Raw genomic sequence first — 23,076 nt, 5'->3', positions numbered from 1 at the left:
AGAACAGGGAACAAAGGAGAAACAACCATGACCGAATCCAACGCCGGAGCCAACGCCAAGCCGAACACGCCCAAGCAGACGGCCCCCAAGCAGGCGAACAGGCCGCAGAACGAAAGCGATGACTCCACGGTGCTGTCCGACTCCACCGTACTGTCGGATTCCACGGTGCTGTCCGACAAGACCAGGCTGTCCGACGAGACCGTGCTCTCCGATGCCACGCAGCTGGGCTCCCGGCCCCATGCGGCGCCGAAGAAGGCCGAGACCGACCACAGGACCGGCAAGCCGGCGCTGCCGCAGCGTCCGAAGCCGGCCGCCAAGAAGGTGGCGATCCCCTCGAAGACGAAGACCACGCCGTCACAGCCCCAGCCCAAGCAGTCTCCGGCCGTGGCATCCGCTGCCAAACCGGCCGCCACGCCGGCCCGGCAGACCAAGGACCAGGCCAGGCCGAAGTCCGTCAGCCACGCCACCGCCAACGCGGCCGTGCTGCCGACCCCCGACGCCGACGTGGCGCATTTCGACCAGGTGTTCAACACCATCGTCTCGAACATCTCGCAGGTGATCATCGGCAAGGAGACCACGATCCGCCAGTGCGTCGCGGCCCTCGTCGCCGGCGGCCACGTGCTGCTGGAGGACAATCCGGGCACCGGCAAGACCCAGCTGGCGCGAGGCCTCGCCAATTCCATCGAGACGCCGTTCAAGCGCATCCAGTTCACCCCCGACCTGCTGCCGAGCGACGTGGTCGGCGTCACGTTCTACGACCAGAAGAGCGGCGAGTTCACGTTCCGCCAGGGCCCGATCTTCGCGGCGACCGTGCTGGCCGACGAGATCAACCGAGCATCGCCGAAGACGCAGTCGGCCCTGCTCGAGGTGATGGAGGAGCAGAAGGTCACCGTCGACGGCGTGACGTATCCGGTGCCGCAGCCGTTCATCGTCATCGCCACGCAGAACCCCATCGAGCAGCTCGGCACCTACAAGCTGCCGGAGGCCCAGCTCGACCGATTCCTCATCAAGACCTCGCTGGGCGACCCCGGCCATGAAGCGAGCCTGAAAATCCTGCACGAAGCCAACGTCCGCGACCGCGCGGACACCGTGGAGGCCGTGGCCGACGCCGATGACGTGCTGCGTCTGCGCGAGATCGCGCAGACGGTGCGCGCCGACGAGGCCATCGAGGAGTACGTCGTGCGTCTGGTGGAGGCCACCCGCCACAACGACCAGGTGATGGTCGGTGCCTCGATGCGAGGCGCCCTGGCGCTCATCCGACTCGCCCGCGTGTGGGCGGCCGCCGACGGCCGCGGCTACGTGGTGCCCGATGATGTGAAGGACCTCGCCACGGTGGTGCTTGCGCACCGCATCATCCTCACCGCCGAGGCCACCTTCGCCGGTCAGACCGCGAAGAGCGTCATCGAATCCATTCTCGACGACGTGGTCGCCCCGACCATCGGCGCCTGACAGAGCCTGACGAGACCGTAAGGAACGAACAATCATGGCTCATCCCGCTTTGCATCAGCATGTCCGGCACCGGGGACGCTCCGCTCCCCCGCGCCGAGGCAGGCGCAGCGACTGGCGCAACAAAGGCAAACGCCCGCTGCGCTTCCTCAGATCGTATGTATCGCCGCTCGGCTGGACGGTGCTCGGCTTCGCCGTCGTCTGCGGCGTCGCGTTCTCGTTCGTCCGCTGGCATGAACTACTGGCGATGTGCGTGGTCGCCTCGGTCATGATGGTCATCGCCATCGGACTGTCGCTGGGCAACACCGGCTTCTCCGCGGCATTGTCGGTGCCGAGCCGTCACCTGACCGTGGGCGACGTGGTGCCGGTCGACGTCTCCATCAAGAACCCCGGCAAGACCCCGACCACGCATGCGCGTGGCGACCTGTCGCTGGGCGCGATGCATGAGAGCTTCTCCATCCCCGCGCTGGCGCCGAAGCAGGAGAAGCACACGAGCGTGGAGTTCACGACGATCTCGCGCGCCGTGCTGCCGGTCGGCCCGCTGCGCATCCGCAAGGGCGACCCGTTCGGTCTGATTCGTCATGAGAAGACGCTGGCCAGCCGCATCAACGTGTACATCCATCCCAAGATCGCGCGCCTGCAGTCATTGGACGCCGGCATCCAGCGCGATCTCGAGGGCCAGCCCAGCGGAGACATCGTCGATGACGATCTTGACTTCTATGGTCTGCGCGAATACCAGCCGGGCGACGACATGCGCAACGTACACTGGCTATCCACGGCGAAGTCGGGCAAGCTCATGATCCGCCAGTACGAGGCCACGCGCAAGACCACGACGGCGCTGAGCATCGGGGTGAACCCGCACGACTACGTCGACGCCGCCGAGTTCGAGCTCGCCGTGTCCGTCTACGCATCCATCGGCGTGCAGTGCGTGCTGCAGGAACGCCAGCTCCATGTGCTCGTCGACGACGAGCATGATTCGCCGAAGAACGCGATGGGGTTCCTCGATTCGTGCAGCGCGATCCTGCCGGACGCCGAAGAGGATCCGAACCTGTCGGTGGCGGCGCTCAGGCATTGTCCCGACGCCTCGCTCTACTGCTTCGTCGTGGGCGGCATGAAGAACGTGGAGGTCATCAAACGTATGGTGATGCCGCTGCCGAAAAGCGCGACATGTCTGGTGCTGTGCACCGACATGGGCGCGCAGCGTTCGATCCGTCGATTCGATGATTTCGTGCTCGCCACCATCGGCGAGCTTGACGACCTGCCCATGGTGATGGGGGTGCTCGCATGACGCAATTCGCTCCTCTTCAGGACGGCACCGTGACCGGCACCGGCACGGCGACCGGCACATGGGCCGAGTCCACGCATTCGGCCATCTGGATCACGCGCGGCCTCAGGGGCGCAGACCGGGGTCGCGGCGCCGCGTTGCTGGACGCCCAGTCGATGCCGTCGCATCTCATCAGCCTGGCGGTGATGCTGGTGGCGAACCTTCTCGCGGCGGCCAACCTCATCGACGTCTACGGCTCGGCCGGCATGTGGACGCTGTGTGCGCTGCCGGCCGCCCTGATCGGCGTCGCCGTCGCATTCGCGGGACTGAGGACCGCGCTGCGCCTGTGGTGGCAGCTGGTGTTCCTGCTGGTCGCGCAGTTCGTCGTCGGACCGGTCATCGCATTGCAGAATACAACTATCGCGCACGTCATCCCGTCCGTGGAGACCCTGGCGAAGGGCGCTTCGGCGACGTTCGGCGCATACAAGTACCTCATCTCCATCGATCCGGCGGTCGGCACCGGCGAAGGCGACCTCATGGCGCTATGGACCATCGTCCTGTGGATGAGCTTCCTCGCCGGCGTGTTCGCCCTTGCCCGCAAGCAGCTGGTGTCCGTATTGTCGCTGGTGGCCGTGGCCGTGAACTTCGCCGTATGTGCGGCGCTGGGCACGAGCAGTGGCGTGCAGCCGGTGGCCATCGGCGTCATACTGGCGCTGCTGCTCATCGTATGGCTGAGCTGGCGCATGCGACTGCTGGAGTTCAACCGTTTCGTCTCGGCCATCCTCATCGTCGTCATCGCGGCGGGGGCCGCCGTCGGAGCGTCCTTCGCCGTCGGCCAGGACCGTCAGATCCTGCGCGACAAGTACGAACCGCCGCTGAGCCCCTACAACTATGCGAGCCCGATGAGCGGCATGCGCGCCTTCGTGAAGAACCACAAGACCGACAAGCTGCTGACGGTGAGGAATCTGCCTGCCGGCACGCCCGTCCGTCTGGCGGTCATGGACCGCTTCGACGGCACGGTGTGGAACCTTTCCGACTCGTCCGAATCGTCCGACTCCTCGGACTACCGCCGCATGGGAGACACCATCGGCGGCGAGGAGCGTGCGAACACGAAGGGCGAGCGCTTCACCGCCACGTTCACCGTGCACGATGGACTCGACGACGTGTGGTTCCCCACCGCCGGCGTGGCCACGTCGGTGAGGTTCGGCTCCGGTTCGGCATCCGGCGACGCCGAGTCCTTCTACTACAACACCGATACGAACTCCGGTCTGCTCACCAGCAAGGTGCGTGGCGACCTGACGTACACCGAGCATGGCGTCGTGCCGACGAAGCCGACCGACAAGCAGGTCGAGAACGCGCAGGCGGACTCGGTCTCCCAGCCCGAGACGCAGGACGCGCCCGATTCTGTGGGCAAGCTCGCCACGTCGTTCGCCGGCGGCAGCACCGACGGCGGAGCCGCCGCCCAGCGCCTCGCCGACAAGCTCAAGGACAACGGCTGGTTCTCCCACGGCCTCAAGGGCGACTACCCGTCACTACCGGGCCATGGCGCCTACCGCATCGACAAGCTGCTGGCCGGCAGTTCCATGGTCGGAGACAGCGAGCAGTACGCCTCCGCCATGGCGCTGATGGCGCGCGAGCTGGGCCTGCCATCGCGCGTGGTGCTCGGCTTCATCCCGAAGAACAAGGACGGCGAAATCACCGACGCGCGTACGAAGACCGCCAGGGACGGCACGACGAGCATCGACTTCACCGGCAACGACATCGAGGCCTGGGTGGAGATCAAGCTCGACGGCTACGGATGGACGGCGTTCTATCCGACGCCGAAGGAGACGAAGGTCCCCAACGAGAACCAGAACCTCACTCCCCCGAAGCCGCAGAATCTCGTCCGCCAGCCCCCGGTGCCGCTGCAGGACCCGCTGCGCGACGAAAACCAGACCAAGGGCCAGTCGAATCTCGGCGGCAGCGACGCGGACGACGAATCCTCGTCGCTATGGCTGCGCAAGATGCTGCGCGTCGTGGGCATGGTGGCGTTGTATGGCAGTCCGCTGTGGCTGCTGCTCATCGTCGTCGGCACGATTCTCGGCATCAAGGCGGTCATGCTCTCCAGGGCCCGCAAACGCGGCGACCCCGACATGCGCATCGCCGAGGGATGGCGCCAGATCTGCATATTGGCGCGGCAGAGCGGCGTCCATGCAACCGGCACACGCCGGGAGCAGAGCCGCGAACTCGCCCGACAGCTGGCGCTGCCGCAGTCCACGCTGGACGCGTTGAGCAAGCAGGCGGACTATGCCGCGTTCTCCGGCATCACGCTCAACGACAAGTCGGCCGCCACCTATTGGAACACGGTCGACCAGGTGCGGGCGGCGATGCTGCGCGGCCTGCCGCGCAATCGTCGAATCCGTACGAAACTTTCGCTCAAGGGCGTGTTCGCCGACCCGATATCCGCCAATCCGACGCACAATGGTGACGGAACGACGGCATCGTGGCGTGCCTCGGCATGGTCCACGATACGATCGCTGATGGCAAAACCGTTCGCCGGACGCTCACGACGGGGCTCCGGCAACGGAACCGCCGCCAACACGGCCGATGCCGACGCCAACGGCACGACAAGGAAAGGATGACATGACCGATCTGCATATCGATGCCGCCCTGCTGAGCGACGTGGGACGCAAACGCAGCATGAACCAGGACTGCGGTCTCATCGGTCACGGCCTGTTCCTCGTATGCGACGGCATGGGCGGCGGCGTGGCCGGACAGGAGGCCAGCAGCCGCACGCTGCAGCGCTTCGACGCGCTCGCGCAGCAGCCCACGCGATCCAAGGAGATGATCGGCGCCACGTTCGAGACCGCGCAGCAGGAGACGCTGCGGCTCGGCGCTGAATACGGCGGCGTGGCCGGCACCACGGCCACGGGCCTGATTCTCGCCGACGCCTCCGCGCTCGCCGACGCCGCGGACGATGACGACGGTTTCGGATTCCATCAGCGGCTGGGCCATGAGGCGGGTGACGGCAATGTCTGGTACGTCGTCAACGTCGGTGATTCGCGAACCTATCATCTCGACCGTACGCCCGACGGCTCGGCGTGGGAGGCCTCGTCACTGGTGCAGATCACGAGGGACCATTCACGACGTCAGGAGGTCATCGACACCGGCGCCATGCTTCCCGAGCTCGCCGAGCAGCTGGTGCCGCGCAACATCATCACGCAGTGCGTGGGCGCGCCCGAAGGCATCGAGCCAGACTTCTTCCGCGCCGACCTGACCGGACGGTTCATCGTCTGCTCCGACGGCCTGCATTCGGAGATCGACAACGCCTCCATCGCGGCTATCGCCGCCGCGCACGAGACGCCGCAGGACGCCGTGAACGCGCTGGTCGCCGCCGCGCTCGACGCCGGAGGCCGAGATAACGTGACGGTGATCGTCGTGGACGTCACCGGGTCCGATGGCCACGGCGAGGTCACGGCTGACGATGGTATCGCAGGCGACGATTCATGGTCGTATGTGAAAATCGCCCACAATGAGGACATCTTCGACGTCGACGACTCGACGTTGGACACACTGAGAACTGTAACCGCCCGGAGCAATGCCGGACAGAATGGAAAGTGAGCACACCATGGTTGATTATGACTCCGCAGTCGCCGCCGTGCAGGATCCGGATGCCGATCCGGTCTTTCTCGCGAAGATCGCCTATGAGAACCCGGAGTTCGGCGCCAACGTGGCCGCCCATGAACGCGCGTATCCCGGACTGCTGAGGTGGATCGCCGAATTCGGCGACGAAAGGGCGAAGGAGACGGCCCGTGAACGCGGCTTCGTCGCCACGAACCCGTACGGTCAGGCCGCTTCCGCCGAACCGGTGCAGGATGAACCGCAGCAGGCCCAGCCCGCATACGAGGAACCGGCGGTCGCCGCCGAGCCGCAGCAGACCGCGGCGCAGCCTCAGACGCAGCGTCAGCCCGTGCAGCAGGTGGCCGAGCAGCCGGTCGCCACGAACCAGTACGGGTTCACGGTGGCGCAGGCGCTCGACCCGAACACCGACCTGATGACCATCGCGCAGATCGCCCAGTATGCGCCCGAGCTGCGCGTGTACATCGCGCAGAATCCGAGCACCTACCCCGAACTGCTCAACTGGCTGGCCTCCCTGGGCGATCCGGCGATCAACGCCGCGCTCGCCCAGCGCGGCTGACTTCCGTGTCTCCGATGATTCGGCCGGCCTAGGCCTCTTCGAGGGAGAAGAACTGGTCGCCGATGCGTACGGTGCAGGGCACGCTCACCTTCACGGGCGTGCCTTTCACCACCTGCGACTCCTCGCCGTTGACGATGAGGAACGTGCCGTTCAGCGAGCCGTAGTCCTCGATCCACAGCGCGCCGTCCTTGTCGAAGCTTACGGCGGCGTGGTTGCGTGATATCGTGCGGGTGGGGTCCGCCAGCGTCACCGACGTGGCGCCTTCGGGAATGCTCTGGCTCGGCTTGCGTCCCAGCAGCGTGCTTTTCTCCAGCACCACCGTCTGACCGGTGTTTTCGTTGTGCAGACGGTACCTGTGCTCGGGTTCCTTCATGGTGAAGGACGGCGAAAGCACGGTGCTGTCCCAGTCCTGGCTGGCATCGTCGACTGGCTCGGATCCGGGCTGCCGCTGCACGGCGACGGGCGCGGTGGACGGAATGTCAGCGGAGGCATCGGCATGCGCATCGTCGGCGATGACCGGAATCTGGCCGATCACGGTGCTGTCGTCGTCGTACCAGCCCGGTTCGGGCGGCGGCGGATAAGGAATATGAGAGGTCATGGTTTCATTCCTACCACACATCACGTAAAAGCGTCGTCTTTCTTTCGCCGGCCATCCGCGTCGCATCCACGGGCGTCGCAGTTGCGTCATCGCATCGGTTAGGATGGCACACGTCGTTACTCATTCACATCCGGGGAGATGACATGGCATTACCGCTTCGTCCACAGCATGACGCACGAACGGCAGGACATGGCGTGCCCGCCGTTCCGTCTCCCGATGTCGACGACCTCGCGCGAGACACCACGCTGGCCGCCACGCAGGCGGCGCTCGACAACGAGACGGCCGTCGGCGAGCGTGCGCTCGAGGGCCGTCGTCTGCCCCTGATCGCCAAGATCTACGGCGCCCTGTGCCTGATCAACGGCCTTGTCACGCTGCCGGTGCTGGTGTATGCCATCATCGTCGCGGTTCGGTCGCTGAACCCGTCGAACGTCGATACATCGCTGACGTTCATCCTCTCCTGCATTCATGCGGTCGTACTGGTCGTGAACAGCGCCGGCCTCATCGTGTTCGGCTTCCTGCTGGTGCGCAACCGCCGACGTCACGCCGCCCGTTGGGCGTATGCGCTCATTCCCGTCACCCTCGTCGAAGGATTGTCGGATCTGGCGCTGTATGGTCTGGATGTCGAACTGCTGCTGCCGTTCATCCAGTTGATCCTGCTGGTGACGATCTCCGTCACCGCCGACCCGTGGCTGCGCCGGGAGCGTGAGCTGCAACGCATGATTCGTCGGCTCAGGGAGCGTGACCAGCTCGAGCAGGCCGCGAAGATCGGCATGGTCGGGCGCGATCTGACCGGCAAAGGATATATCGCGCTGGACTTCTTCAATCTGTTCTGGGTGTTCGTCGTGGCCTGCGTCGTTGGCCTCGGCATCGAGACCGTCTACCATTTCGCCATGTACAACGGCGAATGGCAGGATCGCGCCGGCCTGCTGTATGGCCCCTTCTCCCCCATCTATGGGTTCGGCGCGGTGCTGCTCACCGTGTTCCTCAACCGTCTGTGGGACAGCCGTCCGCTGCTCATCTTCATCGCCAGCGCCATCATCGGCGGCGCGTTCGAATATGCGACCAGCCTGTTCATGCAGGTGGCGTTCGGCGTGACGGCATGGGACTACACCGGCCAGTGGCTGTCGATCGGCGGACGCACGAGCGGCAAGTACATGATCATGTGGGGCTGCCTCGGCCTGCTGTGGATACGCTGGTGCCTGCCGCATCTGCTGCGGCTCATCAACCGCATCCCGTGGGCGTGGCGCTATTCGGTCACAGTTGCGGCGTTCGTGCTCATGTTCGTCGATGGCACGATGACGCTGATGGCTTTGGACTGCTGGTATACGAGGGTCGCGGGATTCGAGCCGGGCTCGCCGATCGAGGTGTTCTTCGCGAACCATTTCGATGACGCCTACATGCAGCATCGTTTCCAGACGATGACGATCGATCCGGCATTGAGCGGCCGCGTATGATGGCGTGAATCAGGTATCGGCATCGAATCAGGTGCCGGGGTTCATCGTCGCTATCGCCGATGTGCCCCGGCACCAGCCGATATGACAAAGGAGCCGCAGCCCCGGAGCGGGGGCTGCGGCTCCTTTCAGGTCAGCCTGTTATCGACTACTTGATGTCGCCGGGCAGGGAGGTGTCGTCGGAACCATCGGCCGGCAGGTTGCCGAGGTCGATGCCCTTGTCACCGTTGCCGGAGGCGTTGTCGTCGCCGAGATCGGACTCGCCACCGAGATCGTTGAGGAAATCGTCGGGGTTGAAGTCGTCGCCCAGGCTCAGGTCGCCGAAGTCGATGTTGGAAAAGTCCACATCGCTCAGATCGGCGTCGGAGAGGTCGTTCAGGTTGGTACCGTCGTCCTCGCTGAGGCCGAAGCTCGGGTAGATCGTGTCGCGAATCGCCTTGTCGGGGACGACCTTGGCGTTGCGGTAGCGGGCCAGGCCGGTGCCGGCCGGGATCAGCTTACCGATGATCACGTTCTCCTTGAGGCCCTTGAGGTCGTCGACCTTCTGGTTCAGGGCGGCTTCGGTGAGCACGCGGGTGGTCTCCTGGAAGGAGGCGGCGGACAGCCACGAATCAGTGGCCAGCGAGGCCTTCGTGATGCCCATCAGCTCCGGACGACCGGTCGCGGGCTTCTTGCCGGCCTTGACGGCGGCCTTGTTGATCTCCTTGAAGCGGGCCTTGTCCACGAGCTCGCCCGGCAGCAGTTCGGTGTCGCCGGAGTCGAGCACGGTGTAGCGGCGCAGCATCTGGTGGACGATGACCTCGATGTGCTTGTCGTGGATGTCCACACCCTGCGAGCGGTACACGGTGTGCACTTCCTCGACGATGTTGGTCTGCGCGGCGCGGGCGCCCATGATGCGCAGGATCTGCTTCGGGTCGACGGAGCCTTCGTACAGCTTGGTGCCGCGCTTGATGTGCTCGCCGTCCTTCACCAGCAGCGGCACGCGGCGGGTCACCTTGTAGGTGAACTGCTCGACCTTGTCGCCGTCGGAGTTGCGGGCCTCCTTGTCGTCGGGGGTGAGCGTCACGGTGCGACCGGTCTCGTTGTCCTCGACCTTCACCGTGCCGTCGTACTCGGCGATCATGGCCTCGCCCTTAGGCGTACGGGCTTCGAAAAGCTCGGTGACACGGGGAAGACCCTGGGTGATATCGGATGCGGCGGCCACACCACCGGAGTGGAAGGAACGCAGCGTCAGCTGGGTACCGGGCTCGCCGATGGACTGGGCGGCGACGATGCCGACGGCCTCGCCGACGTCGACCAGCTTGTTGGTGGCCATGGACCAGCCGTAGCACTTGGCGCACACGCCGCGCTTGGATTCGCAGGTGAGCACGGAGCGGGCCTTGACCTCTTCCACGCCGTGGGCGACGAGGTCGTTGAGCACGTCCATGGACAGTGCGTCGTTACGCTTGTACAGCACGGTCTCGCCGTCGGCCGGATCGATGACGTCGGCCGCGAGCAGACGGGAGTAGGGGCCACCGTCGGCGGCGGAGACGAGCACGAGGTTGCCGTCGTCGTCGCGTTCGGCGACCTTCATCTTCAGGCCCTGCTTGGTGCCGCAGTCCTCCTCGCGCACGATGACGTCCTGAGAGACGTCGACCAGACGACGGGTGAGGTAACCCGACTCCGCGGTCTTCAGTGCGGTATCGGCCAGACCCTTACGCGCACCGTGCTGGGAGATGAAGTACTCCAGCACGGACAGGCCGTCGCGGTAGTTGGACTTCACCGGTCGGGGGATGATCTCGCCCTTCGGGTTTGCCACGAGGCCACGGATGCCGGCGATCTGGTTGATCTGCATCATGTTTCCTCGTGCACCGGACTTCACGATGATCGACAGGTTGTTCTGCGGGTCGAAGTGTTCCTCGACGGCCTTGGAGACCTTGTCGGTGCATTCGTTCCACAGGTCGATGAGCTCCTGGCGGCGCTCCTCTTCCGTAAGCAGACCGATGTTGTAGTTGTTGTTGATCTTGTGGGCTTCCTCTTCGGAATTGTTCACGAGATCGTCGAGTTCCGGCGGCTCGATGACGTCGGAGAAGGCGAAGGTCACGCCCGACCACGGTGCGCGCGTGAAGCCCATGTCCTTCAGGGCGTCGAGGGAGGCGGCCACCTGCTGGGTGGAGTAGCGCGAGGCGATGTCGTCGACGATGCCGGCGAGCTGCTTCTTGGCCACCTGGTGGTTCACGAACGGGTAGTCCACCGGCAGGGTGCTGTTGAACTGGATGCGGCCGTAGCTGGTCGCGAACAGCACGGAGCCGTCGGCGAAGCGCTCCTCCTTGACGGTGTCGGGCTCGCCGTCGCGCGGGTCGACGACCTTGACCTCGCCCGGCTCCCAGTTCTTCGGCAGCACGAAGTCGGAGGGCACGCGGATGAGGACCTTGGCCTGCAGGTCGATCTCGTGCAGGTCGAGGGCCATGCGGCACTCGTCGAGCGAGGAGAAGATGCGGCCCTGGCCCTTGGCTCCCTCGATCACGGTGGAGAGGTAGTACAGACCGAGGATCATATCCTGCGAAGGCATGGTCACGGTGTGGCCGTCGGCGGGCTTGAGGATGTTGTCGGACGCCATCATCAGCGAGCGGGCCTCGGCCTGGGCCTCGGCGCTCAGCGGCAGGTGGACGGCCATCTGGTCGCCGTCGAAGTCGGCGTTGAAGGCGGCGCAGGCGAGCGGCGGCAGGTGGATGGCCTTGCCCTCCACGAGGATCGGCTCGAACGCCTGGATGCCCAGACGGTGCAGCGTAGGTGCACGGTTGAGCAGCACCGGATGCTCGGCGATGACCTCTTCGAGCACGCCCCACACCTCGGAGTCGCCGCGGTCGACGAGACGCTTGGCGCTCTTCATGTTCTGCGCGTAGTTGAGGTCGACGAGGCGCTTGATGACGAACGGCTTGAACAGCTCGAGGGCCATCGGCTTCGGCAGACCGCACTGGTGCATGCGCAGGGACGGGCCGACGACGATCACGGAACGGCCGGAGTAGTCGACTCGCTTACCGAGCAGGTTCTGACGGAAGCGGCCCTGCTTGCCCTTGAGCATGTCGGAGAGCGACTTGAGCGGGCGGTTGGAGGCGCCGGTGACCGGACGGCCGCGGCGGCCGTTGTCGAACAGGGAGTCGACGGCCTCCTGCAGCATGCGCTTCTCGTTGTTGAGCATGATCTCCGGGGCGCCGAGCTCGAGCAGTCGCTTGAGTCGGTTGTTGCGGTTGATCACACGACGGTAGAGGTCGTTGAGGTCGGAGGTCGCGAAGCGGCCGCCGTCGAGCTGCACCATCGGGCGCAGGTCCGGCGGGATGACCGGGATCACGTCGAGCACCATGGCCTCGGGGCTGTTGCCCGTGGAGATGAAGGCGTTGATGACCTTCAGGCGCTTGAGGGCGCGGGCCTTACGCTGGCCCTGCTTGGTCGTGGCGATGACGTTGCGCAGGTTCTCGGCTTCGGCCTTGAGGTCGAAGTCGTGAAGGCGCTGCTTGATGGCCTCGGCACCCATGCAGCCTTCGAAGTAGTCGCCGTAGTCGTCGACCATCTCGCGCCACAGGTCCACGTCGCCTTCCATGTCGCCGGGCTTGAGGCTCTGGAAGCGGTCCCACACGGCGGTGTGACGGGCGATCTCGTCGTTGTAGCGCTTGCGGATGGCCTTGAGGTCGCGCTCGGCGCCGTTCTTGAGCTTGGTCTTGGCGGCGGAGGAGGATTCGCCGGTGGACTCGAGGTCGGAAAGGTCCTCCTCGAGCTTGACGGCGCGCTTGTGGATCTCATTGTCGCGGGCCTTCTCCAGGTTCTGGATGCGCAGATCGAACTCGTCCTGCAGGTCCGGCATGTCCTTGTGGCGCTGCTCCTCGTCCACGCTCGTCACCATGTAGGCGGCGAAGTAGATGACCTTCTCGAGGTACTTCGGCGGGATGTCGAGCAGGTAGCCGAGACGGCTCGGCACGCCCTTGAAGAACCAGATGTGGGTGACGGGGGCGGCCAGCTCGATGTGGCCCATGCGCTCACGACGCACGCGGGACTTGGTCACCTCGACGCCGCATCGCTCGCACACGATGCCCTTGAAGCGCACGCGCTTGTACTTGCCGCAGGCGCATTCCCAGTCGCGGGTCGGTCCGAAGATCTGCTCGCCGAACAGACCGTCCTTCTCCGGCTTGAGGGTACGGTAGTTGATGGTCTCGGGCTTCTTGACCTCGCCGTAGCTCCAGTTGCGGATGTCCTCGGCGGTGGCCAGACCGATCCTCAGTTTGTCAAATGCATTAACGTCCAGCACTCTATGTCCTGTCTGTTGAAAATTTACTGCTTCACGTGGGTGGGGCCCGACCGGCATGCGGCCGGCCGGGCGTTGCTAGACAGTGCCGTGGCGGCGCCGCCGACCGTCATCGCGGTCGGTGCGGCGTCGTGTCGGCCTGGCGTCAGCGGTACTGCGGCTCCTCGGAGTCGGCGGGGGCGTTGGAGCCGGCCTCGGGGCGGGCACCGATGTTGAAGCCCAGGTCGTCCGCGGCGGAGACGGGGTCGTCGTCCTCTTCCTTCATGTCGATGGCGACGCCTTCGGCGTTGAGCACCTCGACGTTCAGCGACAGGGACTGCATTTCCTTGAGCAGCACCTTGAAGGACTCGGGGATGCCTGCCGGCGGCAGGTTGTCGCCCTTGACGATGGCACCGTAGACGCGCACGCGGCCGTCGACGTCATCGGACTTGATGGTCATCATCTCGTGCAGCGTGTAGGCGGCGCCGTAGGCCTCGAGGGCCCACACCTCCATCTCGCCGAAGCGCTGGCCACCGAACTGGGCCTTGCCGCCCAGCGGCTGCTGCGTGATCATCGAGTACGGACCGGTGGAACGGGCGTGAATCTTGTCGTCGACCAGGTGGTGCAGCTTCAGCATGTACATGTAGCCCACGGAGATCGGACGACCGAAGGGCTCGCCGGTACGGCCGTCGAACAGCACGGCCTTGCCGTCGTCGCCGACGAGCTTGTCGCCGTCGCGGTTCGGCAGCGTGGTGCGCAGCAGGCCGCTGAGGGCGTCCTGGTGCACGCCGTCGAACACCGGGGTGGCGACCGGGGTGTTCGGCTCGGCCTTCTCGGCGCCTTCGGGGATGTGCTTCTTCCACTCGGCCTCGAGGTTCGGGTCGATGTTGATGTCCCAGCCGGAATGCGCGATCCAGCCGAGGTGCAGCTCGAGCACCTGGCCGAGGTTCATTCGGGAAGGCACGCCCAGCGGGTTGAGCATGATGTCGACCGGCGTACCGTCGGCGAGGAACGGCATGTCCTCCTCCGGCAGGATACGGGAGATGCAGCCCTTGTTGCCGTGACGGCCGGCCATCTTGTCGCCCACGGTGATCTTGCGGTGCTGTGCAATGTACACGCGGATCATGTGGTTCACACCGGTGGGCAGCTCGTCGCCGTCCTCCTCGGCGTCCTCCTTGGTGATCTCCTTGACGGCGATGACCGTACCGGTCTCGCCGTGGGGCACACGCAGGGAGGTGTCGCGCACCTCGCGGGACTTCTCGCCGAAGATGGCGCGCAGCAGACGCTCCTCCGGGGTCAGCTCGGTCTCGCCCTTCGGCGTGACCTTGCCGACGAGGATGTCGCCGGCCTCGACCTCGGCGCCGATGCGGATGATGCCGCGCTCGTCGAGGTTGCTCACCGCGTCCTCGCTCACGTTCGGCAGGTCGCGCGTGATCTCCTCGGCGCCCAGCTTGGTCTCGCGGGCGTCGATCTCGTACTCCTCGATGTGGATGGAGCTGAGGGTGTCGTCCTGCACGAGGCGCTGGGAGATGATGATGGCGTCCTCGTAGTTGTAGCCGTTCCACGGCATGAAGGCGACCAGCAGGTTCTTGCCCAGGGCCATCTCGCCCTTCTGGGTGGCGGGGCCGTCGGCCAGCACGGAGCCCTTCTCCACACGCTCGCCCTCGTGGATGAGCGGCACCTGGTTGTAGCAGGTGGTCTGGTTGGAGCGCTGGAACTTGGCCAGCTTGTAGGAGCTGGTGGTGCCGTCGTCGTTCATCACGCGGATCATGTCGGCGGAGCAGTAGGTCACCACGCCGTCCTTCTCGGCGAGCACGACGTCGCCGGAATCGACGGCGGCGCGCCATTCGCCGCCGGTACCGACCAGCGGACGCTCGGACTGGATCAGCGGCACGGCCTGACGCTGCATGTTGGCGCCCATCAGTGCTCGGTGGCCCTCGTCATGCTCAAGGAACGGGATCAGCGAGGCGCCGACGGAGACCATCTGTCGAGGCGAGACGTCCATGTAGTCGACGGAGCTCACCGGCACATCGACGGCCTCTTCCTCGTTGGCTCGAGCAAGGGCGTCCTCGTGCACGAAGCGGCCGTTGTCGTCGAGCTCCTGGTTGGCCTGGGCGATGATGTGGTCGTTCTCCTGGTCGGCCGTCATGTACACGACGTCGTTGGTCACCTGACCATCGACGACCTTGCGGTACGGCGTCTCGATGAAGCCGAACGGGTTCACGCGGCCGAAGGTCGCGAGGGAGCCGATCAGACCGATGTTCGGGCCTTCAGGGGACTCGATCGGGCACATACGTCCGAAGTGGGACGGGTGCACGTCTCGCACCTCCATGGAGGCGCGGTCGCGGGACAGACCGCCGGGGCCCAGGGCCGAAAGGCGGCGCTTGTTGGTGATGCCGGCCAACGGGTTGTTCTGGTCCATGAACTGCGAGAGCTGGGAGGTTCCGAAGAACTCCTTGATGGTCGCGGCCACGGGGCGGATGTTCAGCAGGGACTGCGGCGTGATGGCCTCGGCGTCCTGCGTGGTCATGCGCTCGCGCACCACGCGCTCCATGCGGGAAAGACCGGTGCGCAGCTGGTTCTGGATCAGCTCGCCGACCTGGCGGATGCGGCGGTTGCCGAAGTGGTCGATATCGTCCACGTCGACGCGCAGCTCGATGTCCTCACCGTTGCGCTTGCCCGGGAACTTGTCCTCGCCGGCGTGCAGCGTGACCAGATACTTCAGCGTGGCGACGATGTCGTCAAGCTTGAGGCTGCGGTCGTTCACATCGCCTTCGAGGCCGAGCTTGCGGTTGATCTTGTAGCGGCCGACGCGGGCCAGATCGTAGCGCTTGGTGTTGAAGTAGAAGGAGTCGAGCAGGTTGCGGCCGGCCTCCGGGGTGGCGGTGTCGCCCGGACGGATGCGGCGGTAGAGCTCGGTGAGGGCGTGGTTCTGGATCTCCTCGTCGTTCGGACGCTGGTCGATCAGCGGACGGCCGTTGGAGTCCTTCGGCGTGATGGCGTCCATCTCCTTGGCGAGGGCGTCGAGCACCAGCGGGTAGCCCTGGAAGGAGTCGTGGATCTCGCGCTCGGTCATGCCGATGGCCTCGAGGAAGATGATGGCGGACTGCTTACGCTTGCGGTCCACGCGCACGCCGAGGACGTCGCGCTTGTCGATCTCGAACTCAAGCCAAGCGCCGCGGCTCGGGATGATCTTCGCACCGAAGACCTCCTTGTCGCTCGTCCTGTCGCGGGAGCGGTCGAAGTACACGCCCGGGGAACGCACGAGCTGGGAGACGATGACACGCTCGGTGCCGCCGATGATGAAGGTGCCGTGCGGGGTCTGCAGCGGGAAATCGCCCATGAACACGGTCTGGGACTTGATCTCGCCGGTGTCGTTGTTGCAGAACTCGGCGTTCACGTACAGCGGGGCGGAGTAGGTGTAGTCCTTCTCCTTGCACTCCTGCACGGTGTGGCGCGGCTCTTCGAAGTAGGGGTTGGAGAACGTCAGGCTCATGGTCTGGGCGAAGTTCTCGATCGGGGAGATCTCGCTGAAGACCTCCTCCAGACCGGAGGTGTGGGGAACGGTGTTCGTGCCCTTGGCCTCGTCCTCCTCGACGCGCTTCTTCCAGCGCTCGTTGCCGATGAGCCAGTCGAAGCTATCGGTCTGGACGCCCAGCAGGTAGGGGACGTCGATGGGTTCCTTGATGGAACCGAAGTTCACGCGGTTGGAGGCCTTGTGCAGCTTGATGTCATGCTCGTCGGCGCGAGCGTAGACCTTGGTGGTACTGTTTTGTGTGCTTTCGGCAGCCAAGATGGGATAGTCCTTCTCGTTCGCTGTTATTCCATACGCCAGGGAACGGCGGCCGCAATGATACAACCTTCGCGGGCAGTTCCCCCAGTTGATGCATGCCCGCTATATGACACACGTCGCTAATCGTCAAAAGGATACCATATTCTCGCGTGTCGCGCAACCAAGCGTGTATGCTTCTCGGACTCATCGATTCTGCGTTCTTCCTCGGAAGGAGAAGCCCGTCGGCGCGACCGACCACACCCCAGCCCACAGGCTCTCCTCCGAGAGGGGAGCCGTCGGCGAACGCAGACTGAGGGGAGAAAGGAAACGACACGGAGACACATCGGTCCGACTTTCCTACCCCTGCCTGCTGATGCCGCCTTTATGGCCCGTCGCCTTGAACGGAGTTCCCCCATGACGGCCGGCGACAAAGCCGCGTCCCTTGCCGCGGATCTTGCCGTTGCCCCATCCGGCGTTCCAACCGGGCTTGTTCCGGCCGATGTCTTTCCAACCGGATTTCGAGGTCCCAGCGTCATTCGCGCCATCGCGGTTTTCATTCGTTCCGTTCGTTGTCATACCATCAGTATGGTCCGACCGCCGGAACCGTAGAAGGGAGTCCCCATGCCATCGCCGACACAGCCGTCGACACAGCCGTCGGGAACCCGAGGATTCGCGGTGGTGGATTTCGAAACCACGGGACTGGTGCCGGAGCGAGGCGACCGAGCCATCGAAATCGGCGTTGTCCTGCTTGATTCCGACGGCAGCATCGAGCATGAGGACGAAACGCTGATCCATGTACGTCGAGACCTCGGCATGCAGAGCCTGCATCGCATCCGAGCCGGCGACCTCAAGCATGCCCCCGATTTCGAGGGCATCGCCCGCCAGTTGCGCGGATACCTGGCCGGCCGCGTGTTCGTGGCGCATAACGCGGCCTTCGATTCGCGCGTGCTGCGCTGCGAATACGCCCGTCTCGGCTACGACGTCCCCGTTCATGACGGCGCCTCCACCCGCCGCAACCGCGAGACCGCATCCCATGACGATGCAGTGACACTCCGCGACAGCTCCTCCACGATGCTGTGCACGATGAGACTCGGCAGCCGTCTGCTCGGCGTCCGCTCGCTCGCCGACTGCTGCCGACGGTTCGGCATCGGCAATCCGGACGCGCACAGTGCATTGAGCGACGCGCACGCCACGGCATTGCTGCTGCGCGAATACATGCGCATGGTTCCCGACTGGCCGGGATGGGATGCGCGCCTCGACGCCGCCGAACGGGCGCCATGGCCGCGAATCGACGGCGACATCGCCCGTTGGATGCCGCGGCCCTCCCATATGACCGGCCGCGAACGGATGTCCGACGACGGAACCGTCATCAGATCCGACGTCGATTCGCGCACGCCCGCTCCCCCGGTGCGCCTGCGCGAAGGCGACCGCATCGTGCTCACCGGCGCGATGTCGCAGCGCCGTGCGGACTGGGTGGACGATCTCGCGGCCGTGGGCATCACGGTCTGGCCGTCGGTCACCAAAAAGGTGCGTCTCGTGGTCGCCGCCGATGTGGACACGGAATCGACCAAAGCCCGTAAGGCGCGCGCCTACGACATCCCCATCGTGAGCGAGCAATGGCTCAAAGCCGCCCTCGCCAACGGCGTCGACGTCTGAGATGGAGTGTCATCCGCGTTGCGGACGGCTCGACGTACCTTTGTACGCCTTCGCCGTCCGCGCCTTGATGACAAACGCATCTCAGTAATACCCCATCACACCAGTCCGAGTGTGACGAAGGCGTTGGCGAGGCCGTCGTCATGGATGTCGGTGGTCACGATATCCACGAAATCCTTGATGCCGTGGATCGCATTGCCCATGGCCACGCTTGTTCCGGCCATCTTCAGCATGGCGGTGTCGTTGTCGCTGTCTCCGATGGCGATGGTGTCTGCGATGTCGCATCCGAGGGCCGCGGCCACGTCGCGCACGGCCGTACCCTTGTCCACGCCGTTGATAAGCAGCTCGCCGTTGTTCGGCGAGATGCGGTCATACGACGCATGCACGGTGGTGAACCACGGGGAGAGGTCGCGCTGCACGTCCTCGAAGCTCACGTCCGGGTCGGGCTTGGAGAAGTACGAGCCCTTGCTGGCGCGGATCACGTGACCGAGCGTGGAGCCCTCGGGAATCTCCACGTCGTCGATCACATGCCAGTATCTGGAGAACTCGCCGCTGTTCCACGCCGACTTCTTCGCCTGAAGATGCCGCAGATACCCCTGCGAGATGTACATGCCGTCGGCGCCCTGCCACTGGTAGCTTTCGATGTCGTGACGTTTGAAGTATGCGGTCGCCGCGTCGATGGCCTCGGGTGTGATGAAATGCTGGAAAAGCACGCGGTCGCCGAGATTCGCCTGTGCACCGGCGACGGAGACCACGCCGTCGAATCCGAGGTCGAGGATGCTGCGCTCGATCTTGGGCAGCGAGCGCCCGGTGCAGATGAACAGCCGATGCCCGTTGGCCTGCGCCTCGCGGCACGCCTTCTTCGCCGATTCGGGGACGATGTGGTCGTCGTCCGCCAGCGTGCCGTCGATATCGATGAACACCAGTTTGCCGTTGGAAGCCATGATTCCTCCTCGCGTACGTTCCTGTTTCTCTATTGCACCCGACAGTAACGACCGCGGCGCAATCCGCCATCCCGCTTCGTCCCCGATACGCCCCTGCTGCACCCCCGTAAGCGACGCTGCCCACAATGCATCCCCGCCTCGTCCCCAATAAACGGAATCCTCCACCCCGGTTCCCATTGATCACGCAATCCACAACCGATGGGAACCAAAGCATCCCCACGATTCCCGCCCGCCGGACCATGCGCAACGAACAGGAGCCGGAAGCGGCGCACGATTCCCATCCGTTGCGCACGAATCAACGCAGAGGAGCTCAGATTCGCGACGTTAACCATCACTCGTCTCAATCTTGATGGACGACATTGCATTTCGATGATTTTGCAACGCAATCTATCGCATATCGCCTCACTCCCATGGATTGGGTCGCAGATTTGCAAAAATGCGGCGCAATCCATGATATTTCAATATCTCAAATTTCAAAAACCGCATGATTCCAACATTCTTTCCATACCGTTTCACGAATTACGATGGACTACGCCGCAAAAATTCCGTTTTGCAACGCAATCCATCGATTTCGGCTTAAATCCGATGGACAACATCACAAATTCCCCAAAAAAAGTTGCAATCCATCCCCATCACTCGATTCCGATGAACAAATGCGGTGCCTCACAATTTTCCCGATTCTCTAGACCATGCACAATCCTCACCATCCACGTAAACCTCTTACCCATATAACACCGAGCTATCATCAAAGAGCATTGCTTCGCTCACCATACAATGCGACGAAAGTAAGGACGATTCCATGACGGATTCCGAGCAACAGCCGACAACCGACACGGCGACTGGTTCAATTCCTCCGCAAACCGCATCAACGACTCCGTCACCTCAGAAATCTTGGCTAAAGGCAATCGGGCTGACAATCTTGCCGGTTGTCTTTGCGATCTTGCTGGTTACCCTTGGATGTGTTCTTTCGTGGATGATTATTCAGATGGTGCGAATCTGCGATTTCGTCTTTCATCCGGCCACACCGTGGACGGGATTTGGCGTACGGTTCTATTTTGTCCCACTACTCGCTGCGCTCATCATCGTCGTTCTGATAATGGTCATTGCAATAATCGCGCGATACTTCCTCATACAGGTCGCACGCATCGCGTCAGCGACTATGCAACATAGAACGAACACCCGAGGTACACGCCCCATCCGTCGTTTTCTCGTTTTCTATATCGGTTTCGTGCTATTGGCTTGCTCAATCACGGCAGTAGCTGTCGGCATATATGGACTTTTCAATCTCGGCCTCGGCAAATTGCAGAATCTCAACACTTATTGGGATTTCTTCGCCATAGGCGATTTCCTCTCACATTGGGGACTGTTTCTTGCTTGTGCCGCACTGCTATGGTCAGGGCTTATTATCACAGTTGCGATTCTGTTCGCCCCTCTGCTCAGGCTGACTTCAGCCCAATCAGTAATCTCCAAAGACGAATCATGGAGTCAGTGGCTCAAGAACGACTGGCCCAATGCACCTTTGAACACTCACATTGCGAGTATCCACCGCTATTTTTTCGGTTCCAGCTCCGCCGACACCGATACCAAGTCGATTCACGCGCCGCTGTTCCGCGCAATCCTATTCTGGACCGTAACCGCGCTCCTGCTGTTCACAGCCCTTGGATCGCTATGGAGCGGACGATTTATATGGGCGCCTATGACCGTCAATGGAACACTTCCGAACAATCTGACCATACTCGACATCGTCAAAGTCGCCCTCACCACCATCGGCGGCCTCGGCGCCATCAGCTATGTGGTCCTGAAATACAAGGAGGGTAAGGAAGGCATCCGCGCCAACGACCTCGCCGACGCCAAACTACGGCAGGACCATGAACAGGCCGAGATGAAACGCATTGACGACCAGTTGCAGACGGCCATCAACCAGCTTGGTCACGATAAGGCCGCCGTCCGCATCGCGGGCGTCAACGCGCTCGTCGACATCGCCGACCATTACGCCGGTTATCGGCAGCGCGTGGTCGACATCCTGTGCGGATACCTCCGCAGCGACCGCAGCGACTACAAGGACGACACCGGCATTCAGAATGACAAGGCCGTGGAATCCACCATCTTCGCCACCATGCGCGAACACCTGCAAAAGCCGGAAAACGTCGAAAACTCCGTCATGCGCAAACGTCTTTGGAACGATTACACCTTCGACTTCCACGGCATGCATGTGACGGAAGATGTGGACCTATCAAATATAGAGCTACGTCATCGCGTCGATTTTCACGAGGCTTATTTTCATAACGAATTCCAATGCAAAACAACACTTTTTCTCGAAGTTGCAGATTTTACCAAGACGATTTTTGAAAACGATGCAGTATTTTTCAACACAATATTCAATAAGGAAGCACTCTTTACAAAATCTCGTTTTAAAAGGCCAGCTCTACTTACAGGAACGACGTTCGTCGGAATAGCTGACTTTGATGAAGTCCAGTTTGAGGATTTCGCTACTTTTGGCATGGGATATCCTCTATCAGCAGAGGTTTGTAGCAGCAGCCTTTTCCTCAATCATGCCTCCTTCCAAAATGCACAATTCGTAAAATCTGCATATTTTGCTCAAGTTGTTTTTGATGAATATGCAGACTTCAACCATGCCACCTTTATTTCAAACACGACTTTCCGTGACGCACATTTCAATGGAAACTTTTTCAATAGAAGCGTAAACTTCGCAGATACCGTGTTTAATTCTGAAGTTGTCTTTTCAGAGATTAAAGTACGCGGAAGCGCATGTTTCATCGGCGCGATTTTCAAAGATCATGTCACTTTTGAAAAAGCGCTCTTCCAAGGCTTTACTGCACCGGCTCAAGTCAGTAACGAACTGCATGATTTATTCTGCGAGCAAGGCAAAGAAACCGAATTCAGTAATGCGGTCTTTAAAAAAAGCGCTACTTTCGATGACGCATTCTTCTCACAAGATGTATATTTCGACACAGTCGAAATGCATTCGTTTTCTTTACTTACATTCAGATATGCGAGTCAGGCTTTTATCGAGTTAAAAAATTGTTTTTATACACGAGCAATCGGCAGATAACTCTAATCCTCTAATCGAGGATAGACTTTTGCCACAAGATATTTCTCGAAGTAAGCATCAAACGCCGACATTCGGCATTTCATCTGTTTTGCAACAAATCTCATTTCATAGATTCACTGACAATGGCGGTGATGCATTGATACATATAGTCACATACATCACCGCCGAACAAATCATATAAATGCAACTGTCCTACTCGGCACGCTCCACACCCTCGGCTTCGGCCAGGGCGGTGAGGCGGGCGTAGATCTCCTCGTAGGCGGGGATGATGCTGCCGAGTCCGCGACGGAAGAGGTCCTTGTCGAGGTGTTCGATGGCGCCGTCGTCGTCCTTGCCGCCGTTGCCGTCCTTGAGATCCCATAGTCGGCAGGTGTCGGGGGTGATCTCGTCGGCCAGAAGAATGGCGCCGTCGGAGGTTCTTCCCTCCTCGATCTTGAAGT

The 23,076-nt window shown here is 62.7% G+C and carries 14 protein-coding genes; 8 read left to right on the top strand and 6 right to left on the bottom strand.

The features are described 5' to 3' along the window. Positions 1–27 precede the first annotated feature (27 nt). Genes CS006_RS05800 through CS006_RS05780 form a run of 5 tightly spaced genes read left to right on the top strand, consistent with a single transcriptional unit; the run spans position 28 to position 6,887 of the window. The gene (locus CS006_RS05800; protein ID WP_100510830.1) at positions 28–1,449 is read left to right on the top strand and encodes an AAA family ATPase; all 1,422 of its coding nucleotides are present in this window, start codon (positions 28–30) and stop codon (positions 1,447–1,449) included. Between the two features lie 34 nt (positions 1,450–1,483). Then, positions 1,484–2,734, top strand: coding sequence for a DUF58 domain-containing protein (locus tag CS006_RS05795; protein WP_100510829.1), 1,251 nt, complete (start codon positions 1,484–1,486; stop codon positions 2,732–2,734). After that, positions 2,731–5,331 carry a transglutaminase-like domain-containing protein gene (locus CS006_RS05790; RefSeq protein ID WP_100510828.1) on the top strand — a complete coding sequence of 867 codons (2,601 nt, stop codon included), beginning with the start codon at positions 2,731–2,733 and terminating at the stop codon, positions 5,329–5,331. The genes CS006_RS05795 and CS006_RS05790 overlap by 4 nt, the downstream gene beginning before the upstream one ends. Position 5,332: 1 nt before the next feature. Next, the gene (locus tag CS006_RS05785) at positions 5,333–6,310 is read left to right on the top strand and encodes a PP2C family protein-serine/threonine phosphatase (RefSeq protein ID WP_100510827.1); all 978 of its coding nucleotides are present in this window, start codon (positions 5,333–5,335) and stop codon (positions 6,308–6,310) included. 7 nt (positions 6,311–6,317) lie between these two features. Further along, a complete protein-coding gene (locus CS006_RS05780; RefSeq protein ID WP_100510826.1) occupies positions 6,318–6,887 on the top strand; it encodes a variant leucine-rich repeat-containing protein in 570 nt (189 codons plus the stop codon). A 28-nt stretch (positions 6,888–6,915) separates the two neighbouring features. Here CS006_RS05780 and CS006_RS05775 read toward each other — a convergent pair whose 3' ends face one another. Further along, positions 6,916–7,485, bottom strand: coding sequence for an FHA domain-containing protein (locus tag CS006_RS05775; protein ID WP_100510824.1), 570 nt, complete (start codon positions 7,483–7,485; stop codon positions 6,916–6,918). A gap of 143 nt (positions 7,486–7,628) precedes the next feature. Between CS006_RS05775 and CS006_RS05770 the strand changes: the two genes are divergently transcribed. Then, a complete protein-coding gene (locus CS006_RS05770) occupies positions 7,629–8,939 on the top strand; it encodes a putative ABC transporter permease (protein ID WP_100510823.1) in 1,311 nt (436 codons plus the stop codon). A gap of 145 nt (positions 8,940–9,084) precedes the next feature. On the opposite strand, the gene CS006_RS05765 is transcribed toward CS006_RS05770, so the two are convergent. From CS006_RS05765 to CS006_RS10675, 3 genes are all read right to left on the bottom strand, one after another. After that, positions 9,085–13,218, bottom strand: coding sequence for a DNA-directed RNA polymerase subunit beta' (locus CS006_RS05765; RefSeq protein ID WP_100510822.1), 4,134 nt, complete (start codon positions 13,216–13,218; stop codon positions 9,085–9,087). A gap of 142 nt (positions 13,219–13,360) precedes the next feature. After that, on the bottom strand, positions 13,361–16,987 hold the full coding sequence (gene rpoB / locus CS006_RS05760) for a DNA-directed RNA polymerase subunit beta (protein WP_100510821.1): 3,627 nt from the start codon (positions 16,985–16,987) through the stop codon (positions 13,361–13,363). Between the two features lie 336 nt (positions 16,988–17,323). After that, on the bottom strand, positions 17,324–17,542 hold the full coding sequence (locus CS006_RS10675) for a hypothetical protein (RefSeq protein WP_133119536.1): 219 nt from the start codon (positions 17,540–17,542) through the stop codon (positions 17,324–17,326). Between the two features lie 45 nt (positions 17,543–17,587). Between CS006_RS10675 and CS006_RS05755 the strand changes: the two genes are divergently transcribed. Beyond that, a complete protein-coding gene (locus CS006_RS05755; RefSeq protein ID WP_100510820.1) occupies positions 17,588–18,622 on the top strand; it encodes an exonuclease domain-containing protein in 1,035 nt (344 codons plus the stop codon). A 95-nt stretch (positions 18,623–18,717) separates the two neighbouring features. On the opposite strand, the gene CS006_RS05750 is transcribed toward CS006_RS05755, so the two are convergent. Beyond that, on the bottom strand, positions 18,718–19,563 hold the full coding sequence (locus CS006_RS05750) for an HAD family hydrolase (protein WP_100510819.1): 846 nt from the start codon (positions 19,561–19,563) through the stop codon (positions 18,718–18,720). A 799-nt stretch (positions 19,564–20,362) separates the two neighbouring features. Here CS006_RS05750 and CS006_RS05745 point away from each other — a divergent pair. Beyond that, entirely contained in the window at positions 20,363–22,636 is a 2,274-nt protein-coding gene (locus tag CS006_RS05745) for a pentapeptide repeat-containing protein (protein WP_100510818.1), read from the top strand. Between the two features lie 192 nt (positions 22,637–22,828). Here CS006_RS05745 and CS006_RS05740 read toward each other — a convergent pair. Then, positions 22,829–23,076, bottom strand: a 248-nt coding sequence (locus CS006_RS05740; protein ID WP_279324823.1) for a phosphoribosylaminoimidazolesuccinocarboxamide synthase, incomplete at its 5' end; no start/stop codon positions are given.

It is taken from the genome of Bifidobacterium primatium (assembly GCF_002802875.1).
Taxonomy (GTDB): domain Bacteria; phylum Actinomycetota; class Actinomycetes; order Actinomycetales; family Bifidobacteriaceae; genus Galliscardovia; species Galliscardovia primatium.
Note: the sequence above shows the minus strand (reverse complement) of the source record. Positions and strands in the feature narration are given on the sequence as shown.